This is a genomic window from Sphingobacterium sp. NGMCC 1.201703 (assembly GCF_047784615.1).
In the GTDB taxonomy this organism is placed as follows: Bacteria; Bacteroidota; Bacteroidia; order Sphingobacteriales; family Sphingobacteriaceae; genus Sphingobacterium.
In genome coordinates, this window is record NZ_JBLOHD010000005.1 from 202,353 (window position 1) to 226,656 (window position 24,304).

Annotated in this window: 16 protein-coding genes; 7 read left to right on the plus strand and 9 right to left on the minus strand. The window is 40.3% G+C overall.

Annotated elements, in window-relative coordinates; translation table 11 throughout:
• Nucleotides 1-33 precede the first annotated feature (33 nt).
• The 3 genes from nrdI (at nt 34) to nrdF (ending at nt 3,629) form a co-directional block, all read left to right on the plus strand.
• Nucleotides 34-441, plus strand: coding sequence for a class Ib ribonucleoside-diphosphate reductase assembly flavoprotein NrdI (nrdI, locus tag ACK8HY_RS11875; RefSeq protein WP_077437060.1), 408 nt, complete (start codon nt 34-36; stop codon nt 439-441).
• 10 nt (nt 442-451) lie between these two features.
• A complete protein-coding gene (gene nrdE, locus ACK8HY_RS11880; protein ID WP_343562001.1) occupies nt 452-2,506 on the plus strand; it encodes a class 1b ribonucleoside-diphosphate reductase subunit alpha in 2,055 nt (684 codons plus the stop codon).
• Between the two features lie 136 nt (nt 2,507-2,642).
• Nucleotides 2,643-3,629 (plus strand): class 1b ribonucleoside-diphosphate reductase subunit beta, encoded by a 987-nt coding sequence (gene nrdF / locus ACK8HY_RS11885; RefSeq protein WP_104383770.1) that lies wholly within the window; start codon nt 2,643-2,645, stop codon nt 3,627-3,629.
• 209 nt (nt 3,630-3,838) lie between these two features.
• Here the strand turns inward: nrdF and ACK8HY_RS11890 are convergent, their stop codons facing one another.
• The 9 genes from ACK8HY_RS11890 to ACK8HY_RS11930 all read right to left on the minus strand — a co-directional run bounded on the left by ACK8HY_RS11890 (nt 3,839) and on the right by ACK8HY_RS11930 (nt 19,106).
• A complete protein-coding gene (locus tag ACK8HY_RS11890) occupies nt 3,839-4,732 on the minus strand; it encodes an alkaline phosphatase (RefSeq protein ID WP_416133746.1) in 894 nt (297 codons plus the stop codon).
• Between the two features lie 504 nt (nt 4,733-5,236).
• Nucleotides 5,237-6,868, minus strand: coding sequence for a RagB/SusD family nutrient uptake outer membrane protein (locus ACK8HY_RS11895; protein WP_416133747.1), 1,632 nt, complete (start codon nt 6,866-6,868; stop codon nt 5,237-5,239).
• Between the two features lie 12 nt (nt 6,869-6,880).
• Nucleotides 6,881-9,925, minus strand: a complete 3,045-nt coding sequence (locus tag ACK8HY_RS11900) for a SusC/RagA family TonB-linked outer membrane protein (RefSeq protein ID WP_416133748.1) — start codon at nt 9,923-9,925, stop codon at nt 6,881-6,883.
• A 399-nt stretch (nt 9,926-10,324) separates the two neighbouring features.
• Nucleotides 10,325-11,887, minus strand: coding sequence for a RagB/SusD family nutrient uptake outer membrane protein (locus ACK8HY_RS11905; RefSeq protein WP_416133749.1), 1,563 nt, complete (start codon nt 11,885-11,887; stop codon nt 10,325-10,327).
• 17 nt (nt 11,888-11,904) lie between these two features.
• The gene (locus tag ACK8HY_RS11910; RefSeq protein ID WP_416133750.1) at nt 11,905-15,081 is read right to left on the minus strand and encodes a SusC/RagA family TonB-linked outer membrane protein; all 3,177 of its coding nucleotides are present in this window, start codon (nt 15,079-15,081) and stop codon (nt 11,905-11,907) included.
• 395 nt (nt 15,082-15,476) lie between these two features.
• Nucleotides 15,477-17,192: a GMC oxidoreductase gene (locus ACK8HY_RS11915; RefSeq protein WP_416133751.1), complete on the minus strand. Its 1,716-nt coding sequence runs from the start codon at nt 17,190-17,192 to the stop codon at nt 15,477-15,479.
• A 7-nt stretch (nt 17,193-17,199) separates the two neighbouring features.
• Nucleotides 17,200-17,688, minus strand: a complete 489-nt coding sequence (locus tag ACK8HY_RS11920; protein WP_077437067.1) for a gluconate 2-dehydrogenase subunit 3 family protein — start codon at nt 17,686-17,688, stop codon at nt 17,200-17,202.
• Nucleotides 17,689-17,756: 68 nt separating this feature from the next.
• Complete coding sequence (locus tag ACK8HY_RS11925) at nt 17,757-18,434, minus strand: HAD family hydrolase (protein ID WP_416133752.1); 678 nt, start codon at nt 18,432-18,434, stop codon at nt 17,757-17,759.
• 36 nt (nt 18,435-18,470) lie between these two features.
• Nucleotides 18,471-19,106, minus strand: a complete 636-nt coding sequence (locus tag ACK8HY_RS11930) for a hypothetical protein (protein ID WP_416133753.1) — start codon at nt 19,104-19,106, stop codon at nt 18,471-18,473.
• Nucleotides 19,107-19,585: 479 nt separating this feature from the next.
• Here ACK8HY_RS11930 and ACK8HY_RS11935 point away from each other — a divergent pair, with 479 nt between their 5' ends.
• From ACK8HY_RS11935 to ACK8HY_RS11950, 4 genes are all read left to right on the plus strand, one after another.
• Complete coding sequence (locus ACK8HY_RS11935) at nt 19,586-20,197, plus strand: fumarylacetoacetate hydrolase family protein (RefSeq protein ID WP_416133754.1); 612 nt, start codon at nt 19,586-19,588, stop codon at nt 20,195-20,197.
• Nucleotides 20,198-20,206: 9 nt separating this feature from the next.
• Nucleotides 20,207-21,931: a M23 family metallopeptidase gene (locus tag ACK8HY_RS11940; protein ID WP_416133755.1), complete on the plus strand. Its 1,725-nt coding sequence runs from the start codon at nt 20,207-20,209 to the stop codon at nt 21,929-21,931.
• Nucleotides 21,932-22,055: 124 nt separating this feature from the next.
• Nucleotides 22,056-22,523, plus strand: a complete 468-nt coding sequence (bcp, locus tag ACK8HY_RS11945; protein ID WP_077437072.1) for a thioredoxin-dependent thiol peroxidase — start codon at nt 22,056-22,058, stop codon at nt 22,521-22,523.
• Nucleotides 22,524-22,663: 140 nt separating this feature from the next.
• Complete coding sequence (locus ACK8HY_RS11950; RefSeq protein ID WP_416133756.1) at nt 22,664-24,133, plus strand: glycine--tRNA ligase; 1,470 nt, start codon at nt 22,664-22,666, stop codon at nt 24,131-24,133.
• Nucleotides 24,134-24,304: the final 171 nt, after the last annotated feature.

Consider the following 24,304-nt stretch of genomic DNA (forward strand, 5'->3'; position numbering starts at 1 on the left):
AATCGAGGGTATCATTAAAACAGACACAATAACATGATACACATTTATTACGATTCCAGAACGGGTAACGTACAGCGTTTTATGGATAAAGTCGCACAGATTACTGGCTGGCAGATCCATAAAATCAGCGCTGACCTTCAGGTAAATCAGCCTGGCCATTTGGTCACATTTACCACGAATTTTGGACAGGTGCCCGAAAACACAAAAGAATTCATGAAACGAGAAGCTAAAAATATTTATTCCGTAACCTCCAGTGGCAACCGCAACTGGGGACCAAATTTCGGTTTGGCTGCTGATCGTATTTCACAGGATTTCGACATTCCACTGGCGTTCAAATTTGAACTGTCCGGAACAATGGAAGACATAAACCAATTTATTGACATCTTAAAGAACTTTTGCGATGGTAGCAAACGAAGTAGCAAAAAACTGGATATTGCTTAATAATGAAATCATGATTAAGCATGATGACGAGTTCAGCTTACATAAAGATAAAGAAGCTGTTCGCGCATATTTCCTGGAATATGTAAATAAGAACACCGTGTTCTTTTATACATTGAAAGAAAAAATAGACTATTTGGTAGAAAACAACTATTATATTGATTTTTATCAATGGTTTACATTTGAAGAAATGGAAGAGGTATTCAATTATGTGTATGCCAAAAAATTCCGTTTCGAATCCTTCATGGCGGCCTTTAAATTTTTCCAGAGCTATGCACTTCGCGATGATTCCGGTGAAAAATTCTTAGAGCGTTATGAAGACCGCGTTGTTGCGGTATCCCTATTCTTAGCACGCGAAGAAGGCGTAAAAAAAGCGATTGAATATGCGGAGATCATGATCAACCAAGAGTACCAACCTGCGACACCAACATTTTTGAATGCGGGTAAAAAACGTTCGGGGGAATTGGTATCCTGTTTCTTGGATGAAATTGGTGACAACCTGAACGGGATCGGTTATGCGGTTGATTCAGCGATGAAATTATCGTCTATCGGTGGCGGCGTTTCATTTAATATCTCCAAAATCCGCGCTCGTGGCGAGGCGATCAAAGGTGTTGAGGGCCGTGCAGGGGGTGTCCTTCCGATCATGAAAATCATGGAAGATACCTTCTCTTATGCGAACCAATTGGGACAACGTCCCGGTGCAGGAGCAGTATACTTAAATATCTTCCACTCGGATATTGAAGAGTTCCTTGATTGTAAAAAAATCAACGTGGACGAAAAAGTACGTATCAAATCTCTATCAATCGGTATCATCGTTCCGGACAAGTTTATGGAACTGGCAGAAAAAGATGAGCCTTGCTATTTGATTTACCCACATACGGTAATGCAAGAGTATGGACAATTCTTGGATGAAATGGATATGGACAAGATGTACGATGAGTTGATCACCAATCCAAATGTCAAAAAGAAAAAAATCAACGCACGTCACCTGTTGGTTAAGATCGCACAGACACAAAAAGAATCAGGTTACCCTTATATCTTCTTCAAAGAAAATACCAATCGTGTACATGCTTTGAATGAAATTGGTCAGGTGAAATTCTCCAATCTATGTACTGAGATCATGCAGGTATCACAAGTATCCGATATCGAGATCTATGGCAAACAAGATACAATCCGTTACGGGATTTCCTGTAACCTTGGTTCGTTAAATATCGCTACGGTGATGGACAACAAACGCATCAAAGAAACGGTAAAAACAGCAATGCGTGCTTTAACTGTGGTCACTGACGTAACCAATATCGATATGGTACCATCGATTGCAAAAGCCAACCGCGAATTGCACTCTGTAGGACTTGGTGCAATGAACCTACATGGCTACCTTGCAAAAAGCTTTATCATGTACGAATCTAATGAGGCCTTGGATTTTGCCAATACCTTCTTCATGATGATGAATTACTATTCGTTGGAAGCATCTATGGAAATTGCCAAAGAACGTGGTAAAACATTTGTTGGATTTGAGAAATCAGCTTACGCAGATGGCACTTATTTCAATAGCTATGTCAACCGTGATTATCTTCCAAAAACAGCGAAAGTCCAAGAATTATTCGAAGGCATACATATTCCAACTGTAGAAGATTGGTTAGAATTAAAAGCAAAAATCAAAGAACATGGTATCTATCATGCCTACCGTTTGGCGATTGCTCCAAATCAATCGACTTCCTATATCATGAATGCAACAGCATCAGTAATGCCAATCGTGGATATTATTGAAGTGCGTGAATATGGTGATAGTACGACTTACTACCCAATGCCATATTTGACAAACGACAACTATTTCTATTTCAAATCGGCCTATGACATGGATCAGTTCAAAGTATTGAAATTGATTTCGGTTATTCAACGTCATATCGATCAAGGGGTATCTACAATCTTGCATACCAACTCGAAAGATTCCACAAGAGATTTGTCTAGATATTATATCTATGCACATAAATTGGGATTAAAATCCCTTTATTACACACGGACAAGAAAATCGACCATCGACGAATGTGTCTCTTGTTCAGCCTAATCGTAAGATTTTAGAATTTATTTGGATATATAATGTGAATAGGTCAAAAGTTGCCAAGTTATCGGCAACTTTTGGCTTAATCAAACATCAGAAGTTCAAATACATGATAATAAATGCCTAATACTTTAAAATAAAAATGAGTAAAACATATAAAGCTGTCAATTGGAATACCCCCGAGAACGATTATGTATTGATGTTCTGGGAGCAAAACATTCGTCAATTCTGGATTGACACCGAATACATTCCATCGAAAGATATCGATAGTTGGAAACGTATCAGCCCAGAAATGAAAGATGCCTATAAAAAAGCATTAGGCGGTTTGACCCTGTTAGATACCTTGCAGAGTCATACGGGTATGCCAAAAATCATCGACCACATAGATACATTACAAAATAAAGCCGTATTGTCCTATATGTGTATGATGGAAGCCATTCACGCAAAATCCTATTCCACTATTTTCACAACGGTTTCAACGACAGCTGAAATCAATGATATCTTCGAATGGGTTCAACAAAACAAATACTTACAATACAAAGCACAGATGATCGACGGTTATTACCGCGCCATCGACAAAGAAGATGCTTCTGACGAGGAGATCTACATGGCTATGGCTGCTTCTGTATTGTTGGAATCCTTCCTGTTCTACTCGGGATTCTTCCTACCCTTGTGGTTGTGTGGCCAGGGTGAAATGGTAGCTTCTGCCGATATCATCAAGAAAATTATCGCCGATGAATCCATTCACGGTGTATTCGTAGGATTGATGGCACAGGATCAATTCAAAAAATTAAAAAATCAGGATCAGGTAAAAGCACGTTTCTTAGCGTTACTCTATAACTTGTATGAAAACGAGTTGAAATATACAGAAGAGATCTATACAGAGGTAGGTTTGACTGCTGAGGTGAAAGAATACGTTCGTTATAATGCCAACAAAGCATTGATGAACTTAGGTTTTGATCCAATTTTTGAAGTCAAACAAGTTAACCCAATTGTATTGAATGGCTTGAACACAGAGACCACACAACACGACTTCTTCTCCAAGAAATCAACAAACTACGAAAAAGCGACAGAGATTGTCCATCTAAAAGATGATGACTTTAAAATGGATGTTGTTGTTGATATATAACGAATGTCAATAGATCCAATAAAAAATCCCCAAGAACTAAAGCTTCTGGGGATTTTTTTATTTCTGAATAGTCCGTTTCCATTGACGCCTATCTTTTACAAAAAGATAATGAACTTGCTACGCCCAGTTTAATGGCCAGAAGATCTTCAGTTGATTTCATAGCTATTGAGGTTTGCAAAAACAAGAAGGTTTAATGGGCATCTATTAAACTATTGCTGAAAAGCTTTAATTGCCTGCCCACGCCAAGCCGCATCAAGAGGGGCTCCCAGCAGCCAGGTTAATGTCGGAGCGATATCATAAATCATGACTGTTCCTTTAATCTCTTTTCCCTTTGGCACACCTGGTCCGGTCATCACCCAGGGAACCTCCACTTCTGCTAACGATTTACCGCCATGGCCTTTACCTGTCCCACCATGATCCGCAGTAACAACAAAGATCGTTTCATCAGCGATACCGGCATCTTTAACCGCTTGTTGTAACGTTCCGATCCGTCGGTCAACATTTTTTAGTTCGGCATAGTATTCCGGCGTATTGTGCCCAATATTATGGCCGACACCATCAGGTTGATCAAAATGCACAAAAGTAACTGTAGGTTTCTCCTTTTTGATGATATCTACGGTTGTATTTAATGCAGCTTCGTCATCATCCTGGGTATTAATGATTTTCTGAACCACCTTATTATCTATCAAATATCCTATTCCAGGCCAGCTATGTATCACTGCAAATTGGGCCTTAGGATTTTTCCGAGCGAGCGCATTAAACAAAGAAGGGAACATGCCATTTTCGGTTTTAGCCGTTGACGGAATTTCAGGAGTCTTACTATCCCATTCCGTATAACCATGTGTTGTAGGCCCAGCTCCCATCAGCATAGATGCCCAGTTCACTGCGCTCGAAGAAGGCAAAACAGTACGCACATGTGTGCTATAAGTTCCGTCCTGCATCATTTTTTTGAGATTTGGCATTTCGGCTTTAGGTAATGCATAAGCACCGAAACCATCGAATCCCACTAAAACGACATGTTTGATTTTTTTGTTTTGTGCCATCAGACTATAGGTAGATAGGCCTATCAGGAGGAATGACAGTAATAGATTTTTAATTTTCATAATTGTTGAGTTTTCAAAGACTTGATACATCAAAGATAAAAACTTTATTCTATCTATTATGTTAAGTAAACATTATTTAATATATCTCACCAATATGTTACATGCATCGAACAAGCTATGTTGCTAACAGGCATCTCGGCTTAGGTAAACAGCTAAACATTTCAACAAAGACACATGATCACTGCAACGACTTAAATTAAATAAATATATTTCAGTTGGAAGTTGATTGTTGGTATCTCGAAATTTATGGTGAATATATTGGAGTACCTGAGCAGCACGATGCAGAAAATTATTTTTCTGTGCAACAACTGTTCTCAAGCAAATAAAATGCGGAAGCAAAGTCATAAAATTCTACTCATTCTTTGTTGTTTTATTTTTTTGTAACTCCACATAATAAGTTCACATATCAACTTCGATAGTCAATAGCTGATGCGCTAATCCATTATTTGTTTCATCGACTTCTATAAAAAATACGGAAGCTCGTGGCTCCCGTATTCTTCAGGATTAATAACCGGGATTTTGTTTTAAATTTGGATTGATTGCCAGTTGATCCATAGGAACTGCATAGATTTCTTTGTTTTTATCATTAGTGGCTTTATGATCCCACCAAGTTGCGGTAATGTATTTACCAAAACGGATCAGATCGGTCCTCCTTTTCCCTTCAAAAATAAATTCCCGACCGCGTTCGGCCAACAACTCATTCAGAGTCAATGTAGAAGTTGTATATTTATTCGCATTCCAGTCCGCATCTTTGAAAGCCCGTTTACGGGATGCATTGATAAGGTCTACAGCTTCCTGTGTCGCTATTCCGCCATTTTTCCGCATGAGTGCCTCTGCCTTATCAAAATAAATTTCTGTTAGACGATAAATGATATAATCATTTTCCCAGTAATTCGGATCATCCAGGGTACCGGATTTATATTTATTGAAACGCGCGCCTGAATTTTCCTCACCTTTCGTCATTCCACCTTCTGAAGTTTTATCCCCTTCACTTTCCCTCCGAATAGAATTCACAAACACTAAAGGTTTACCCGAGTATTCTTCTGTTCCTAAAACGGGAATAGTTGTTCCAAACTTGTACTGAGGTCCAAAAAGAAACCACTCTTTCTTCCGAAGGTCATTTTCGGCATAAGCATCAAATGCTGTTGGGATCACCACAAAGGCGTTCCATCCACCATACCCCACTTTAAGCACTTCTTTCATATAGTCATAACTCATATAAAAACCTGCCCAATCAAATGTAAAGCCTGCTTGCCGGCTATACTGAAATTGGAATAATGACTCGGGGTTTTCAGAATTTGTATTGCTAAATAAGGAATTTAGGTCAGAAGCTAATTTAGGAGCACCTCCTATTCCTCCTGCTTCTCCGGAGATTATCTTATTACATACAGAAATGCATTGGTCATACATGGCTTTACCCGACCATTTTTCCGCATTCAGATAAAGCTCAGCCAGCATCGCATAACCTGCGGCCATCGAAACTTGGCCGATATTTTCAGCGGAAGTTTTAGGTAATTTTGGTACATTTTCTTCCAATTCTTTTTGAATAAATGCAAAGACTTCAGCACGTGGTTTTGTTTCCGGATTTAATGGATCTGCTACTTTTGTAGCAATCGGAACATTTCCCCAAAGATCCATAATCTTGATATAATGAAAAGCTCGCATCACCTTTAACTGCGTAATAATTTGAGCCCGTTCTTCTTCTTTTAGATCAGGGATTTGTGTAATATCCAATTTTTCTATATCCTGAATGGCATTATTCACATAACCAACTCCACCCCACATCAACTCCCAAGCTCCACGCATCCGCCCCTCATTACTTGTCCAGGTGTGATAATGCTGTCTGATATGATCACCACCATCGTATCCATGTCGGCCTTTTTGCGGCCAAGCTACCTGATCTGCACTTAATTCTGAATGGTAGTAAAAACCATTTCCTCCTGTAGGGGCCAACCAGGCTTGCATATGCGTAAATGGACGCAATGCGGCCTGCATTACTTCTCGTTTATTCTTATAAAAATTTTCATTTTTAATTCGGCTATATACATTCTCATCAAGTTTGGTACATGATGAAATTGTTCCTCCTAGCATCAAGGACGACAATGCATAGCATATATATTTATTAGCTCTTTTCATGTTATTCCAATTTTAAAACCCAACATTTAAACCAATTGTCCAAGACCGTGTCCGTGGATAAAAACTTCTTGAATCAATTCCAGCTTCAAAACCTGTATCTTGTAATTCGGGATCTAATCCTGTATACTTTGTAAATGTTGCAATATTTCTTCCTGTTGCATACACATATAAACTCTTGATATAATCGGTCTTTAATTTAAAATTATAACCCAACGTGATATTGTCCAACTTCACAAAACTTCCGTTTTCCAAATAGTAATCGGAATACTGTGGGTCTTGTTTGATAGCCGCATGTTTGGTAAAGGCACTTTCAAAAACGTTATTCGGGAGCCATTTTTGATTTCCAAAAAACATGTCTGCGGTATTTAGGATATCATACTTGAATTTTCCTCGGAAAAAGATAGTTAGATCAAAACCTTTATACGCAAAACGATTTCCTAAAGAAGCATTAAATTTGGGGACACCATTGCCAATATAAGCTCGGTCATTATCATTCACTTCACTCGTTGTCCCAGTTGTTCCATCAGACTTATAAAATAACCACTCTCCTTTATCATTCAATCCCGCGTAACGTTTCCCATAAAAAGAACCTATTTCTCCCCCTTCTTCCAAACGGATGGCATCTCCCAAATTACCAGGTGAAGGGAGTCCTCCAAAGGTTAACCAGTCATTTTTAAAGATATCGTTTGACATAGACACTAATCTATTTTTTTGATAACTTCCTGCAAAATCGATTGTCCATTTGAAATCCTCCTTCTGCATGGCTATACCGGTTAATTGCAATTCTACACCTTTATTGGAAACCTCTCCGACATTATACCAGATTTTGGTACTTACATATGCAGGCTGCTGAGCTTTATATTCGTAAAGCAAATCGTTCGTTTTTCGGTTATATACATCCAAGGAACCAGTCAAGCGATTGTTCCATAAACCGAAATCAAGGCCTATGTTGAATTCCGCTTTCTGTTCCCATTTCAAATCAGGGTTTGGATTTTGTGTTGGTCCGTAGGTTTGGTAGTAGATTCCGTCCTGAGGATAAACACCGCCTGTACCTAATAAAATCAAAGAGTTATAATTTGGAAATCCCTGATTACCAGTAATACCATATCCGGCACGCAGTTTCAAATTATTAACAACATCCTTATTTGTGAAAAAATCCTCATTACTAATCGTCCAACCTCCAGAAATTGCTGGAAAATTTCCCCATTTGTGATTCGCTCCGAAGCGTGAAGAACCTTCCCTTCTCAGAATTGCACTTATAAAATATTTTTGATCATAATTATAGTTTACCCTACCAAAAAAAGCGATTAGTTTATTATCTTCTTTAAATGAGCCCATTGATGGTCTTGGTAATTTGGTATTGGTTAGCGCCGTTCCACTTCCCATATCCCAGTCCTGGAAAGCATCGGTTGTAAATCCATTATTCGCCATCTCAAAACGCTCATACCCATTATATTGAAAACTGTAGCCCAATAATCCAGTAACATTATGCTTTTCATTAAAAGTTTGGTTATAGTCAATTGTTGTTTCAAATGTTTTTGACCAAGTTAACTCATTACGTTTCCAGGCATATCCCATACCTTGATATTCTGAATTTTGGCGCTGATCCCAGTCTTTAATTGATCTATATTGCCGATCATTCCAATTATTCCTAAGATAGGATCCGAATGCTGAAATACTTAATGGTTCAATAATTTTCAATTTTAAACGAGCATCTCCTGAAAACGTCTCTTGATTTCGTTGATCCACGCGGTTGGCCATACGGTCCAAGGGGTTAAAATTATTATATCCTTGGGTCTGATAAAAACTACCATCTTGATTGTATAATGGAGCAGTTGGATTACGTTGAATTGCTTGTTCGAAATATTCCGTTTTCCCTCCAAGTAGATCTGCTTTATTAAAATTTGCAGCAATATTACCAGAGAAAGTCAATCGGTCCTTTAAACCTGTCTGCGAAAAATTAATCCGTCCACCAAACTGTTGACGACCATTCTGTTTGGCGATACCCTCTGCATTTTCATAATTGACAGAAGCACGGTAATTAGACTTTTCCCCACCACCGCTAGCTACGAAATTATGAAAGGTTGAGAAATTACTTTTGTTGATCAATTCATCATATAGATCCGTTGAAGCACCTAAATCCAAATCAGGTTTATTTTGGCCATTCACCACATAATCCCTAAATTGCTGTGCACTCAACATCTCAGGTTTCTTAGCTACAGCCTCATGTTGACCATAGGTATAGTATTCAAATCGTGGTTCACCAGACCTTCCTTTTTTTGTGGTTACCAAGATAACACCACCATTCCCCCGAGTACCGTAGATTGCCGCAGCCGATCCATCCTTCAACACATCAATAGATTCGATATCACCCTGTTTAATTAAATCAAGATTTCCACCAGGGATTCCATCAATAACAATCAGAGGACTATTACCTCCTTTTAAAGATGCCATACCACGCAACTGAATGCTAGAACCAGCATTTGGGTTACTTCCTTGCGTTCTAGTCACATTTAAACCTGCAACTTTACCTTGTACAAGATCCATCGGATTTCGCATCCCACCCTGATTAAAATCCCTCTCTTTCACTGAAGCTACAGCCGATGTCACTTCACTTTTCTTTTGTGTACCATAGCCTACAACAATCACTTCTTCCAATTGGTCTTCAGCCGACGACAACTGAATATTCAGCGGAGCACTATTGACCACCTTCACCTCCTTAGGCTGGTAGCCAATGGATGAAATGACCAGAATATCTCCAGCTTTTGCCTCAATTGCGAAATTACCCTCTCTATTGGATGTGGTTCCCCTTTCGGATCCCTTGACACTTACAGAGACCCCAGCAATCGCTTCTCCGGTTTTTGTATCCTGAACTCTTCCTTTGATCAGATCCTGAAGATTAACGCTCTTATCGATGGAAACCTTTTTTGATCCATTGCTCGGAACGAACCCGACAGCATATGCTTGATGCATTGTGCCTGCGATCACAGTCAACGAAAAAAATAACTTTGTATTTTTCGTTAGCCGTGCGAATGTTCTTAAATCAATTTTGCTCATATACTAGTGATTTGGTTTATAAAACGTTTGGTTAAAACGTACTATTTAATTAAATTTCATTTGAGCTTGGTCAGTTTTACTATTTTAAATTTCCTAGAATCATCTATTGAATAATTCATTGGTTTATAGTAATAGCTACTATATATTTAGCAAAACCGTTTTTGCTATTTTTCTAAAAAAAAGTATACTATCCCCCTTTTTCGCAAAGATGCTTTTTGGCTATTTATTTTTGTTAGATCTGGGTTAGCACTTTAATTATAAAGGGGTTTTTTAAAAAAAATAGCCAATGCATTCCTATAAATACTTTTTTATTAGATTCGGCTCCATTACATAAGCCCTATGATCTACGTTATGTATTCAAGATAAGCGTGGACATCTTTTGATGTCCACGCTATCCTGTTATTGATACCCTGGATTCTGAGTCAATTTATTATTGCGCTGAATCTCATCAGGAGAAATCGGCCATAATAAATCCGACTCTTTAAACGTAGCTCCGGATCCATTTTTTGCACCAACTAAAGGAACAAAATCTATTTTTCCGGCTTCCGTCGTAGAGATTACAGGGAACATTTTTGTTCGTAGGATATCATCCCACATTTTGAATTCCAATGGGAATTCACGCAAGCGTTCTTTCCAGCATTCTTTGACAAAATCGACAGCAGATAATGCTTGCAGTTCCGTGGTCAAGTCAGCTACAGTTTTTCCTTCCGTATTTGCGCGAGCTTTAACCTGTGCCAAATAACCGGCAGCTTCAGCGCTGACACCAGTGGATTTCGCAATCCCCTCTGCAGCAATCAACAAGGCCTCAGGAAAACGGTAAAAATTCCAGTCTTTAGTTCCTCGACCTGTAACCGTAGCGGCCTGCTCATCAAAGTAATACCAAATGCCCGGTACATCTGAGGTCCAGGTTTTGCCGTTAACCGGATTGGTATACTTCCAATGAAAAAATTGATTTGGCTGAATACGTAAGTCCTTCTCGTTATAAACATTCAAAAATTGATCAGTCGGACCATAGATACGCTCAAAAATGGAGTATTTGTCAAAAACAGAAGTTGCTGAGGAACTAAACGCATAGGTTGTCCACCATCCACTTGTATTTATTGCTGCATCGTATTCCTGCGCATAAATAACCTCCTCCAGATCATCTGTTGTGCGTAATTTATTATATGCACTATTCAGCTTTAAGTCTGTATTCTCAGTCATCTTATGCGGCGAATTAATAACAATTTTCGCTGCTGCAGCTGCGTCAGCATACTTACCCTGTTGTAAATATACATTAGCCAAAGTCATTGCCGCAGCATACTTAGTAACACGGTGTTGATTTTTCGCAAAAGTAAGCGCAGGTAAATTGGCAACAGCATCTTTAAGATCCGCTTCAATCAACTCATATACTTTCGCAACATCTGTTCTATCCAAATAAAGATCATCCGCCAGTGTCTCATTCGGATTTACCGACAATGGGACTGCGCCGAATGTTTTGACCAGATAAAAATAATTATAGGCTCTAAAGAATTTTGTCTCAGCCAGTAAAGACTTTTTCTTCGCCTCATCCATGGTGATTCCAGGGATGTATTTAATACCTGCATTGGCAATATTAATGGCTTTATAGCTCTCGTCCCAAATGGTATTCATGGTGCTTGAGACAACACTCGTATTTTGCTGTCTGGTCAGCTGCCTTGCAAACAGGCAGATTTGCTCTTGCCCCTCATAGGTATTGATAAAATACCCGGTAAGCATGGTATTGATCGAAGCTGTTGGCCCCACATAGGCGCTGGCGGCAACCGAATAGCGTTGGGGTGCCCCACGACGGTAAAGTGAATTCACCGTGGCGGTTGCCTGTCCGTCATTGGCATAATACTGTTCCAATGACAAATTGGATCTCGGCTCTTCCTCCAAAAATTTATTGCAAGATGTTGTCAAAGCCATGCCGGCTAGCAACAACAGAAATAATTTATTTTTCATTTTTGATAAGTTCTAGATTAAAATGTAACATTTACACCCAATGAGAAAGTTTTCGCTCTTGGATACGAGAAAAAGGTCATATTCTGTCCAAATTTACCCTCTCCTTGCGAGGTACTCTCCGGATCATACCCTTTGAAATCACTCGAGGTAAATAAGAATGGATTGTTAGCATTCGCATAGATCCTTAATCTTTTCATACCAATACGTTCCAATGCTTCCGGTTTAAAGGTGTATCCCAATTGAATTAAATTGACACGCAGATAAGATCCGTCTGCGATCCAAGCATCATCTACATTGGAATCCTGCCCACGGTGCCCGCCATTGGTCAGATAAATCGCCTGTTGCATTGTATTCGGATTTGATCCATTATAGGCATCCGTCAAAATCTCCTTCAGGCCATTGGTAATACCAAAACGGTCATAGGTAGAGTGGAAGAACTGTTGCATAATCTCCACCCCCTTCACAAATTGAAGATCGAGGGTAAAATCAAAATTCTTGTAGCGTAGGTTATTGACAAAACTTCCTGTCCAGTCTGGCAAACCTTTTCCGATGATTTCTTTGGTGGTGGTACGTTTTGCCCGGCCAATATCTTCTAGTTTCGCATTCCCTGCATCCACATCCGCCTGTGTATAAACACCTAGCCTTCTATAGCCGTAAAAGCTATTTAAGTTCTCTCCTACCCGAATAATACTATTGGCTCCGCCGACCCAGCCATTCATCAGGATATCCGCATTGTTTTCACCCAATTGCAATACTTTATTCTTATTGTAGTTGGCGTTTAATGAAGCCTTCCAATTAAAGTCCTCATTATTTACAATCGTTCCATTGATCATCAGATCGATACCCTGATTTTGTACGGATCCGATATTTTTCATCACGGTACTGAATCCTGAAGCAGTTGGTAAAGGCGCGTCCAGTAATAGATCAGTCGTTTTCTTACGATAATACGAGACATCAAAATTCAAGCGGTTTTGAAATAGTCCCAATTCTACACCGACATCAAACTGTGCAGTCTTTTCCCATTTTAGATCAGGATTGGCAATGGTATTGACAAAGGAATAAGGTGCTCTGACATTGTTCAGCAATATCGTTCCGGCATCCACGATCGCTAATGATTTGTAAGGGTCGATCTCCGAGTTACCTGTCATACCAAAGCTGGTATGGAATTTCAAATTGCTGATGGATTCATTGCCTTTCAGGAAATCCTCATTCGATGCATTCCATGCAAAACCTACGGATGGGAAAAAAGCATACTTATTGTTTTTTCCAAACTTGGACGAGCCGTCGTAACGTCCCGTAACGGTCGCTGAATATCGGTCATCATAGGAGTAAGCCGCCCGTAAGAAATAAGAATTCATTGCCCATCTATTCCAACCTGATGCAGGAGGATCCGGCGTCACACCAATGCCTAGGTTATTATACTCATAGAAATCATCAAAGAAACCTGTTGTCCGTGAACGGTCATTATCATAGGTTCTTGCTTGCCATGAGAGACCGCCCATGACATTGATCCGATGTTTGTCGAATTGTTTATTATAGGTTAAGTAAGTCTCTTCCTGCCAATAAAGCGTGTTGGTATTATTGATTTCAGCCCAGCCATTCGGTTGCGAGATGTTGTTCAACGTTATGGAAGAGTATCCCTTATAGTTTTTCCGATGGCTATCAACCCCCAATTGTGTCTTTAGATCCAAGCCATCTGCAAGGTGAAATGTCAATGCCGCATTTCCGAAGATCTGCGTATTATAACGCATTCGTTTTTGCAGATCTAGGATGGACACCGGATTTGCCATTCCCTCAAAGCCTAGCTTTTCCGAGACTGTAGAGGAAGATGAACTGGTATATTTCCCATTCTGATCATAAACAGGGTACCAAGGCAGCATTTCGATCATGGTCCGACGTGCTTCCTGGCCACCACCATCTTCCGGTGTATATCTACCCCATGTATGATTAACCGTCATATTGATGGCTGTAGACAACCAAGAAGTCGGTTTGGCATCATAAGACAATTTTCCGTTAACACGTTTGTTCCAGGTATTGTTCATCACACCTTGCTGATCCGTGTAGTTTAAGAACGCCCCCACAGACGACTTTTCGTCACCTTGTTGTACGTTTAATTGGTGATTATGGGAAATAGCTGTTCTTGTCGCTTCTCTCTGCCAGTCGGTATCGTACAAAGGATTTCCGTTTGCATCAAAATAATTCGGATCGTTGAACCAATCTTTTCTATCTAACGACCAGGGTTTCCAGTTCTTATCACGATCTTTTAGAAATTTTGCTGCGTATTTATTTTCATTTTCAAGACCAGTCATAAAGGCATCGACCCATTCTTGCGCATTTAGTACATCCATATAACGCTGTACCGAACTTACACCTGCCGATCCTTGATAACTGATGGTACGTGTGCCATCTTTACTACCACGTTTTGTGGTCACTAAGATTACGCCGTTTGCACCGCGGGCACCGTAGATTGCTGCTGAAGATGCATCCTTTAATACTTCGATGTTTTCAATGTCATTTGGATTGAGCAAATGGAAATCTTCCATCACGACCCCATCCACCACGTATAATGGGTTTGAAGATGAATTGATTGTCGCCACACCACGGATCACCACCCGGTTCGCATAAGCGCCAGGCTGGCTCGAATTGGAGAATATATTTACACCCGATGCTTTACCTCTCAAGGCATCCAGCGGGCTAAAGCTTTGATCTTTGATGATATCTGCTCCTTTGACCATTGCAATGGAACCGGTTACATCCGATTTGCGCATCGTACCGTAACCGACGACAACGACTTCATCCAATTGCCCTTGATCTTCTTCCAATTGTATGGTGATGGTAGCTCCGGCAACAGTCACCTCTTTCGATTTATACCCGACAGAAGTAACCACCAGTACATCGCCAGACTTTGCCTGCACAGAAAAATTCCCCTGTGCATCCGATTGGGTACCATTTGAAGTCCCCTTAACTGCTACGGAGGCCCCAACAAGAGGTTTCCCGCTCGCATCCAGTACTTTTCCTTTCAATTCCTGCTGTAAATTACGTACTTCTTTTACAAAGGAGTTTCCTTCGTAATGTGTTGAAGTTGCTACAGCGGCATTGACCTGTTGAAATGTACCAGCAATGACAGCCAATGAGAAAAATAATTTTGATTTTTTCCCAAGCTGCACAAATGATTTTACGTCAACTGTGCTCATATTAATAGTGATTTGGTTTATAAAAACGTTTTAGCAAAAAGATGCTAGAAACGCTTAGTTTAATTTAGTTTTCCCTTATAATCGATTATAAATAAAAGGCATTCGCTCATCAACCTTTCAATTATAATTTTTTCTATTTAACATTCGTCTCCCTTAAAAGATCAATTTTATCTCAGTTTATTGATCGTTATAAGTATATAAAAAATGCTAAATCGCTTTTGCTTTTTTGCAAAAAAAATTTTGGTTTGTTCGTTTGGTTTATACTGCTTAATTTCTGTTTTTTCTTTTCCTATATGGTTATGTTTTTTTGGTTTTAACACCTTAATTAAGGCTGTAATTTAGGATTTTAAATTCAAACGGAGAAAGATTTATTTTCAAAATCTTTCTCCGTTAAACTATATGTTTCCCTTTTTCATTTCGCTGATGGCATAATCAACCGATCGCGCTGAGAAGGCCATGTAAGTCAATGAAGGATTTTGTGTCGATGTCGAAGTCATGCAGGCGCCATCTGTAACAAAAACATTTTTTACAGCGTGCATCTGATTCCATTTATTCAATACCGACGTTTTTGGATCGTGCCCCATACGTACGCCCCCCATCTCGTGGATGTCCAGCCCCGGAGCCTGCCAATGTGTATCTGGTCGTATATTCGTAAAACCGGCATCGGTAAACATTTCGGTCATGACCGCAATGTAATCTTTTTTCATTTTTTCGTCGTTGTCGTCATAATCAACGGCAATCTTCAATAAAGGAATTCCCCAATCGTCTGTTTTACTACCGTCTAGAGACACCATACCTGATTCCTTCGGAATGGTCTCGCCCATCATATGTGAACCGACCTGCCAGATACCCAATTTCGGATTCAGCAGATTCTCCTTTAGCCCTAATCCCAGGCCAGAACGGTCTGATTCTTTGCTGCGCGATGCACCAAAACCTGCCGCATAGCCGCGCAAGAAATCGGTTTCCTGTTTATGTAAGTTGCGGAAACGAGGAATGTATCCACCACCGGCAGGATTTCTTCCCTCCGCGGTATAATCCAGCAGTCCTTCGTATTCGGCATAAATACGTGCGCTATAATTATGGAAAGCAACATATTTCCCCAGCACGCCACTATCATTACCTAAACCATTTGGAAAGCGGTTTGATTTGGAATTCAACAAGATCAGGTTGGTATTGATGGCAGCTGCATTGACAAAAATCAGTTTAGCATAAAAATCAATTTCCTCTTTGGTATTTGTATCAATTACGCGAACACCTACTGCTTTTCCTTTCTGTTCATCGTAAAGGATAGAATGAACCACCGAATGCGGACGTAGGGTCATATTTCCAGTCTTAGCTGCCCAAGGAATTGTCGTGGCATTGGAACTGAAATACCCGCCAAAAGGGCATCCTCTTTGACAGAGTACACGGTTTTGGCATTGCACACGACCTTGGTCGATGTGAATCTGGTTGGGCTTGGAAAGGTGGGCACAGCGTGCGGAAATCACCTTCCGTTCCGGGAATTTTTTCTGAACTTTTTCTTTAAAATACTTCTCGACGATATTTAAGGGATAACCGGGCAAAAATTCGCCGTCCGGTAATTCCGGAAGCCCATCATGATCTCCGGCAATACCAGCAAACTTCTCGACATAAGCATACCAAGGTGCTAAATCAGCATAACGAATCGGCCAGTCTACCGCAAATCCATCCCGTGCAGGCCCTTCAAAGTCGAAGTCAGACCAGCGTTGTGTCTGTCTCGCCCATAACAAGGATTTTCCACCGACCTGATATCCCCGGATCCAGTCAAAGGGTTTTTCCTGTATATAGGGGTGCTCCTTATCTTTCACAAAGAAATGTGCGGCATCTTCATGAAAAGCATAACACTTACTGACAATCGGATTCTCTTCCTTCACTTTATAAGGCATTTCATTCCGATGTTCAAACTCCCAAGGCATCATGTTTGTGGTTGGATAATCCTTAATATGCTGTACATCACGTCCACGCTCCAGAACCAAAGTCTTTAGTCCTTTCTCACACAATTCTTTTGCAGACCAGCCTCCACTAATTCCCGAACCTATCACGATCGCATCGTAGGTCCTATTTTTTTCACTGTCAATATTTAGATTTGCCATATTGGATTTATCCATTAATTTTTACCGCACCATTGTACGGTCCCGGAATAAGCTTATAGATCACCTTATTCTTCATCACATATTCTGAATTTAGATAGCCCTGGATCACACGGGATTTAAAGATTTCAAAAAAAGTCTTTTCATCCGTTTTATCTGCCAGATTGGCTAAGGTCTTTTCTGTCTCTTTGCCGTTGGCCAGATTCAGCTGCTTTCTTAGTTTATTAAAGCCGGAGACAAATTTCTCCTGGTTTTCTGGCGACTCACAGTCATCCACCATCTTAATCACAAACAGGTGCAGGTTCAGCTCTTTCCCCCCCGGAGTATCCGATTTTGGAATAAGCACATCCACAAGCTCGCCTAAAAATTTCTCATCCTCCGCTGATAATTTCAGCTTATTCAATACAATCGATGCTCCACCATCATTCAGACAGGATGACAAAATTGTCAGTCCGCCTGCGATAATGAAAAATTGCTTTATTGCGGTTCTACGGTTCATAATCTGAATTCCCTTTACAATTCGGTAATATTACATATATCCGAATAAAATTACAAATGCTAAAACGATTAAATTATTTGATTATCTTCAATCCAACCGGATAATAACTGTTTTGCCTGCTGCAAGTTTTCCACAATGTTATCCACAGCTGTTAGTCTGGCACGCTCAACCTCCTGTTTTGTTACAGCGATCAACTGTAATCCAGCCCCTAAGGCAGCTTTACTACCGGTAATCGTGTCTTCGATCGCCACACATCTGTCTCCGGGCAAATCCAATTTGGAAAGCGCCAGACGATAAGGTTCCGGATTAGGCTTCGGAAACTCTACACATTCTCTTGTCACGAAAAACTCAAAGTAATCCAGCAGTCCATGTTTCCCTAGAACAGTATCCACTGTACTTCGGTAGCTTGAAGTCACTAGTGCGATGCGGATGTTATTTTCTTTCAGATAGACTAAAATATCCTTCGCAAAAGGCATCAGTTCAATATCACTCATGTTAGAATCCGCATAGGCCGCACGCGTCCTTTTCCACATGTATTCTTCGGTCGTATCGTATCCATAGTCTTCCACCAGGCGTTTGACGTTATGTGCCAGAGTGTGTCCTGCAAAATCCCGGATCCAATCTTCATAATCTATCTGCAGATCAAATTCCTGTTTTAAGATCGGTGCCCAATTTTTAAAATAGAAATATTCAGAATCAATTAAGGTACCGTCCAAATCAAACAATACGGCTTGTAGTTTATTCATAGTGTTAAAGATACACAAGTAGGCTGAAAAATCCTATTAAATGATACCACAATACACCGAATTGGAAAGTGTTCCTTTATACATGTCCCAAAAGCCGATGTAAACATGATAATCAAATTTCTCCCGCTTGAATACCGGTATTTCGATGCTGCATTCGCCCTGTGCTGCATCTGCGACACCCATCTTAAAATCCATGTGTTTATTCGGATTAATCAAGGCCAAATTTAGCTTATAGATACTATCATAATATTTCGGATTGGGTATCCAGGACAATTTAAGTATGTCGTTTTCCAAGCGCACCTCGATCCCCGTGGGCGGTATAAGTTCGCCTACAAATACTTGAAGCTTCTCCATATTGAGATATGGTTTACTTGCGGCATCCAGTTCAATGACACTATTGATCACATGCTTTTGGCCGAGCTGAAATGCTCCTCTCCTCAAATCTTTCGCCGCTTCAAATTGATAACCAAAAGTCAATATCGGCTTAATCCGTTGACAGAACTCGCCATTTATTTTCATTTTCTCCCGATGCAGAAGTTGCGCTGCTGTTGGTGGTTTGGTGCTCGGTGTTCGTACACCCCTTATAACCCATTCTCCATTGAGTTTATACCCATATACTGATCCTACTTTACCCCGAAAACCGCCATTGGGGCCATCCTCTAATATTGCCATCTTAAATGCCTAGTTTAATTGTAATTTCTTTGTACCTCCCTTAACAAATAAATAGGATTAAGGTTTGCATTAGTTTAGATTTAAATTAGAACTAGTCTAGCTTTAGTTTAGGTTTTAATTAGCTATTACCTAAACTAAACCTAACTAAAACCTAAACAAACTCTAACTAAAACCTATATAAATAGATAACTTTATCTTAATGATAACTATGGTTGATTCGGAGATTTTTGGATAAGCCTAGGACATTTGTTAAGTTTGTCTGTTCAAGCAGCGAGTGGGCATACAAATCCAGAAATTCGTCGTTCTCTTGAGCAATGTTTCGATATCGTTCAAAAAATACACATACATGAAATCGTCATGATTTATTCGGCGCGCGTAGAACAAATTCATCGATCAATGAAACTAAAATGATGACTAATTGTCCTGAGAATATCGTGCGAAAAAATCTGAAAGCTTCATCGCCTTAAAAGACTTATACAATGAAAATAATTGCAATCGGTCGCAATTACATCGACCACGCTAAAGAACTCAATAATCCAGTCCCTGAAAATCCCATCATATTTTTGAAGCCTGATACTGCGGTTTTGAAGGACAATAAAGATTTCTATTATCCTGAATTCTCTCAGAACATCCAATTCGAAACCGAAGTTGTCCTTCGGATATGCAAAGAAGGCAAACATGTTACTCCAAAATTCGCATCAACCTACTACGACGCTGTAGGCTTAGGGATCGACTTCACCGCAAGAGATGTACAACAAGAACTTAAAGCTAAAAGTCTTCCCTGGGAATTGGCAAAAGCCTTTGACCACTCCGCTGTTGTCAGCAATTTAATTCCCAAAGACGAAATAAGCGATGTATACGCAATAGATTTTTCCCTGCAACAAAATGGACAAACCGTACAAAGCGGCAATACCAAGGACATGATTTTCTCTTTTGAAGATCTAATCGTCTATACATCCAAATTTATCACCTTGCGCAAAGGTGATTTGATCTATACAGGTACCCCGGTTGGGGTTGGGGCTGTCGCTATCGGCGATCTGTTGGAAGGCTTTATTGGAGAGCAAAAAATGTTTAGCTGTAAGATTAAATAGGGAAAGGATATGATGAAAAAAAAGGCAAGTTTACTGGCTGTATTGTCGTTGGCCCTTAGCTTGGGTCAGGCGCAAGATATTATCAAAAGCCGTAATTATCCGCAGAATTATTTTGTCCGACCAATGGACATTGCTCCCCAAGCATCGGGCTCATTTGGCGAACTGCGGGCAACACATTTCCATGGCGGCGATGATTATCGTACCCAACAGCGCATCAATATTCCAGTACATGCGGCTGCGGAAGGTTTTGTATCCCGCGTCCGTGTCCAGATCGGTGGTGGTGGCAATTATGTCTATATTGACCATCCGAACGGATATACTTCTGTTTATATGCATCTGGAGAGCTTCAACACTGATCTGGCAAAAATTATCAAAGACGAGCAGTACAAACAAAAACGTTTTGATGTCGATGTCTTTCTTAAACCAAATCAGGTACCCGTCAAAAAGGGTGAGTTTATTGCCAATTCCGGAAATACAGGCGGCTCCGCCGGGCCACACCTGCATTTTGAAATCCGTGACACAAAAGCCCAGTTGCCCTTAAATCCGCAATTATTTGGTCTCTTATTTCCGGATGGTGTCAAACCGTTGATCAGAGGTATCACTGTTTATGATCTCGGTCGTGAGATCTTTGACGAAAATACCCCACGCAGGCATCAGACAATCCGGGCTTTAGGCAATGGAAATTATAGTCTGGCTTCTAGCGCCCCTATCTCAGTTAACGGCAACTTTGGCCTAGGTATTAATACGGTAGACAGACGTGGTGGCATTTCATTTACCTATGGTGTTTATTCCATCGAACTATTCCTGGACAACAAAAATATCAGTACCGTCCTTTTCGAGTCGATTCCTTTTGACCAGACCCGTGCAATTCAGTCATACATAGACTACCCCTATCTAAAGAAATCGGGTGTTCGGGTACAGAAGAGTTTTAAAGATCCCAACAATCCGATCAATATCTATAAAAATCTGGATAACCTGGGGATGATCGAATTAAAGGATAACGAGGTACACGAAGTAAAATATGTCGTCAAGGATGTTCAGGGCAATAAGAGCGAACTGAACTTTAAAGTCCAGAACAACCCCTCTTTAACGATCAGCCGAAAACCGTCCGAAGGACTCAAAATGTTTCATTACGCAGATGAAAACAAATATGAGGCTGAAAATGCGCGCGTTTATATGGGTAAAAATATACTCTATAACGACCTTTATTTCAACTATTCCCAAGGTGCCAAACCAGCGAAAGGTTACTCAGCGGCGCATTACATCCACAACTCCTATACACCTGTATTTGGCTATTACAAACTGATGATCAAACCGGACTACAGCCTGCCAGAAAGCCTGTATAGCAAGGCGCTGATAGTCTCCACAGACGGTGGAGCACAGGGCGGGAAATACGAAAATGGCTGGGTTGTCGCCAATGTGCGCGAATTTGGTGGGTTTTATGTTGCTGTGGACACCATCGCCCCTAACATCAGTCCACGTAACCTAACGGATGGCAAGAACGTTGCGAATCAGCGCTCCATAGATTTTACCATTAGTGACAACCTTTCAGGAATTGATACCTTCGATGCGTACATTGACGGCAAATGGGCTTTAATGAAATATGATCCCAAAACAAGACACCTGTGGCATGACTTTGAATCCAATCTGAGCAGTGGTACCCACAGTTTCAAGCTGGAGGTAAAAGACAATAAAGGAAATTTAAAAATTTACGAAGCCTCCTTTAGCAGATAGTATCATCTGCTTGGGAAGCTTTTCAAATATGGCTTTTTACGCTGGATTTTTGTGATCCAGTCTTATGCCCATAATCGATTTTATCGGATAATATCGTATCTTAATGGACTAAATTGAACTATATATGGCAACACTAGAAATAGGACAACAGGCACCGGATTTCAGTGCAAAAAATCAACATGGTGAAACCGTACATCTCTCGGATTTTAAAGGAAAAAAAGTGATCCTTTACTTTTATCCTAAAGATAATACACCGGGCTGTACGACCGAGGCCTGTAATTTTAGAGACAACTATCAGTCGCTGAAAAAGGATGGTTTTGAGGTCATCGGCGTCAGCGTGGATAACGAAGCATCACATAAAAAATTTATTACTAAACACGAATTGCCATTCCAGCTCCTTGTCGACGAAGATAAAAACCTTGTTGAGGCGTACGGCGTATGGGTGGAAAAGAACATGTACGGCAAAAAATATATGGGTACGGCACGCACCACCTTTGTGATTGATGAGCAAGGCATCATTCAGCACATCATCAGAAAAGTGGACAATAAAAATGCTTCACAGCAGATTCGTGATCTAGGGGTAACTAAATAAACCTCGGGCTTGCATAAAGAGTAGGGAACAAGGATTATAGACAATATTCGTAAGCCGTAGGCTTGAACAACAGAGTCTTCTATCTAAAGTCTAGATACTCAATACTAAAATTTAAATACTAATATCTATATTTGCCACTTATGAGCAAACAGACAGACGATTTTTTCAAAAGTGTAGTATCACACGCGAAGGAATACGGTTTTGTATTCCAATCGAGCGAAATATATGACGGCTTAAGTGCCGTCTACGATTATGGTCAATTAGGTTCTGAACTTAAAAACAACCTAAAGACTTATTGGTGGAAATCCATGGTTCAATTGCACGAAAACATTGTCGGTATTGATGCCGCTATTTTCATGCATCCCACAACCTGGAAAGCATCCGGTCACGTGGATGGGTTCAATGACCCCATGATCGATAATAAAGATTCCAAAAAGCGTTATCGTGCTGACCAATTGATCGAAGACAAAATTGCACGTTATGAAGCAGATGGAAAAGCTGCAGAAGCAGCTGCACTTTTGGAAGCTTTAAATACGGCATTGAACGCTGATGATCTTGCAGGACTGAAAACCATCATTGAAGAACATAATATCGTTTGTCCGGTTTCAGGCACTAAAAACTGGACCGAAGTACGTCAATTTAACCTGATGTTTGCTACCCAAATGGGTGCCATGGCAGATGGAGCTGATCAGGTTTACCTTCGCCCGGAAACTGCACAGGGTATCTTTGTTAACTTCCTGAACGTTCAGAAGACAGGTCGTATGAAAATTCCTTTTGGGATTGCCCAGATCGGAAAAGCGTTCCGTAATGAAGTTATCGCACGCCAGTTTATCATGCGTATGCGTGAATTTGAACAGATGGAAATGCAATTCTTCTGCCGTCCAGGCACCGAACTGGAATGGTACAACAAATGGAAAGAAACACGTTTGAAATGGCATTTGGCTTTAGGTTTCGACCCTGCCAACTACCGTTACCATGACCACGATAAATTGGCGCATTACGCCAACGCAGCCGTGGATATCGAATTTAACTTCCCATTCGGATTCAAAGAAGTAGAAGGTATCCACTCCCGTACGGATTTTGACCTGAAACAACATCAGGAATATTCGAAAAAGAAAATGCAATATTTTGATCCGGAAATCAATCAAAATTACATTCCTTATGTCATCGAGACTTCCATCGGATTGGATCGTTTATTCTTAACTGTCCTATGTAATTCATTGGTAACAGAAGATCTTTCTACGCCGGAAAAACAAGACTCCCGTGTTGTATTGAAGTTCCCAGCAGCATTGGCTCCGGTGAAAGCAGCGATATTACCGTTGACTAAAAAAGATGGTCTACCTGAAAAAGCGCGTGAGATTCTCAATACATTGAAATTGGATTACAATGTTCAATACGATGAAAAAGATGCAATCGGAAAACGCTACCGTCGTCAGGATGCAATCGGTACGCCGATCTGTATTACTGTTGATTACGATTCGTTGCAAGATAATACGGTTACGATCCGTCACCGTGACACCATGGAGCAAGAGCGTGTAGCAATCGCTGACCTTGAACGGATCTTAAATGATTTAGCAGGTTGGAATACTTTGCTAAAAAAATTACTATAAATTAATTTGCCTGCAGACAGCGCAGAAGCTGTTCAAAAGACAAAAAGCGAATTCCCAGCGGCTGAATAGCTAAAAAGAGGCCTGATGGGATGAGCAACATAAAAGAAAGATAGGTGTGTCCGAACTGTGTGGACACACCTATTTTTTTTCCTATTTGCCCAGGATTGGCCT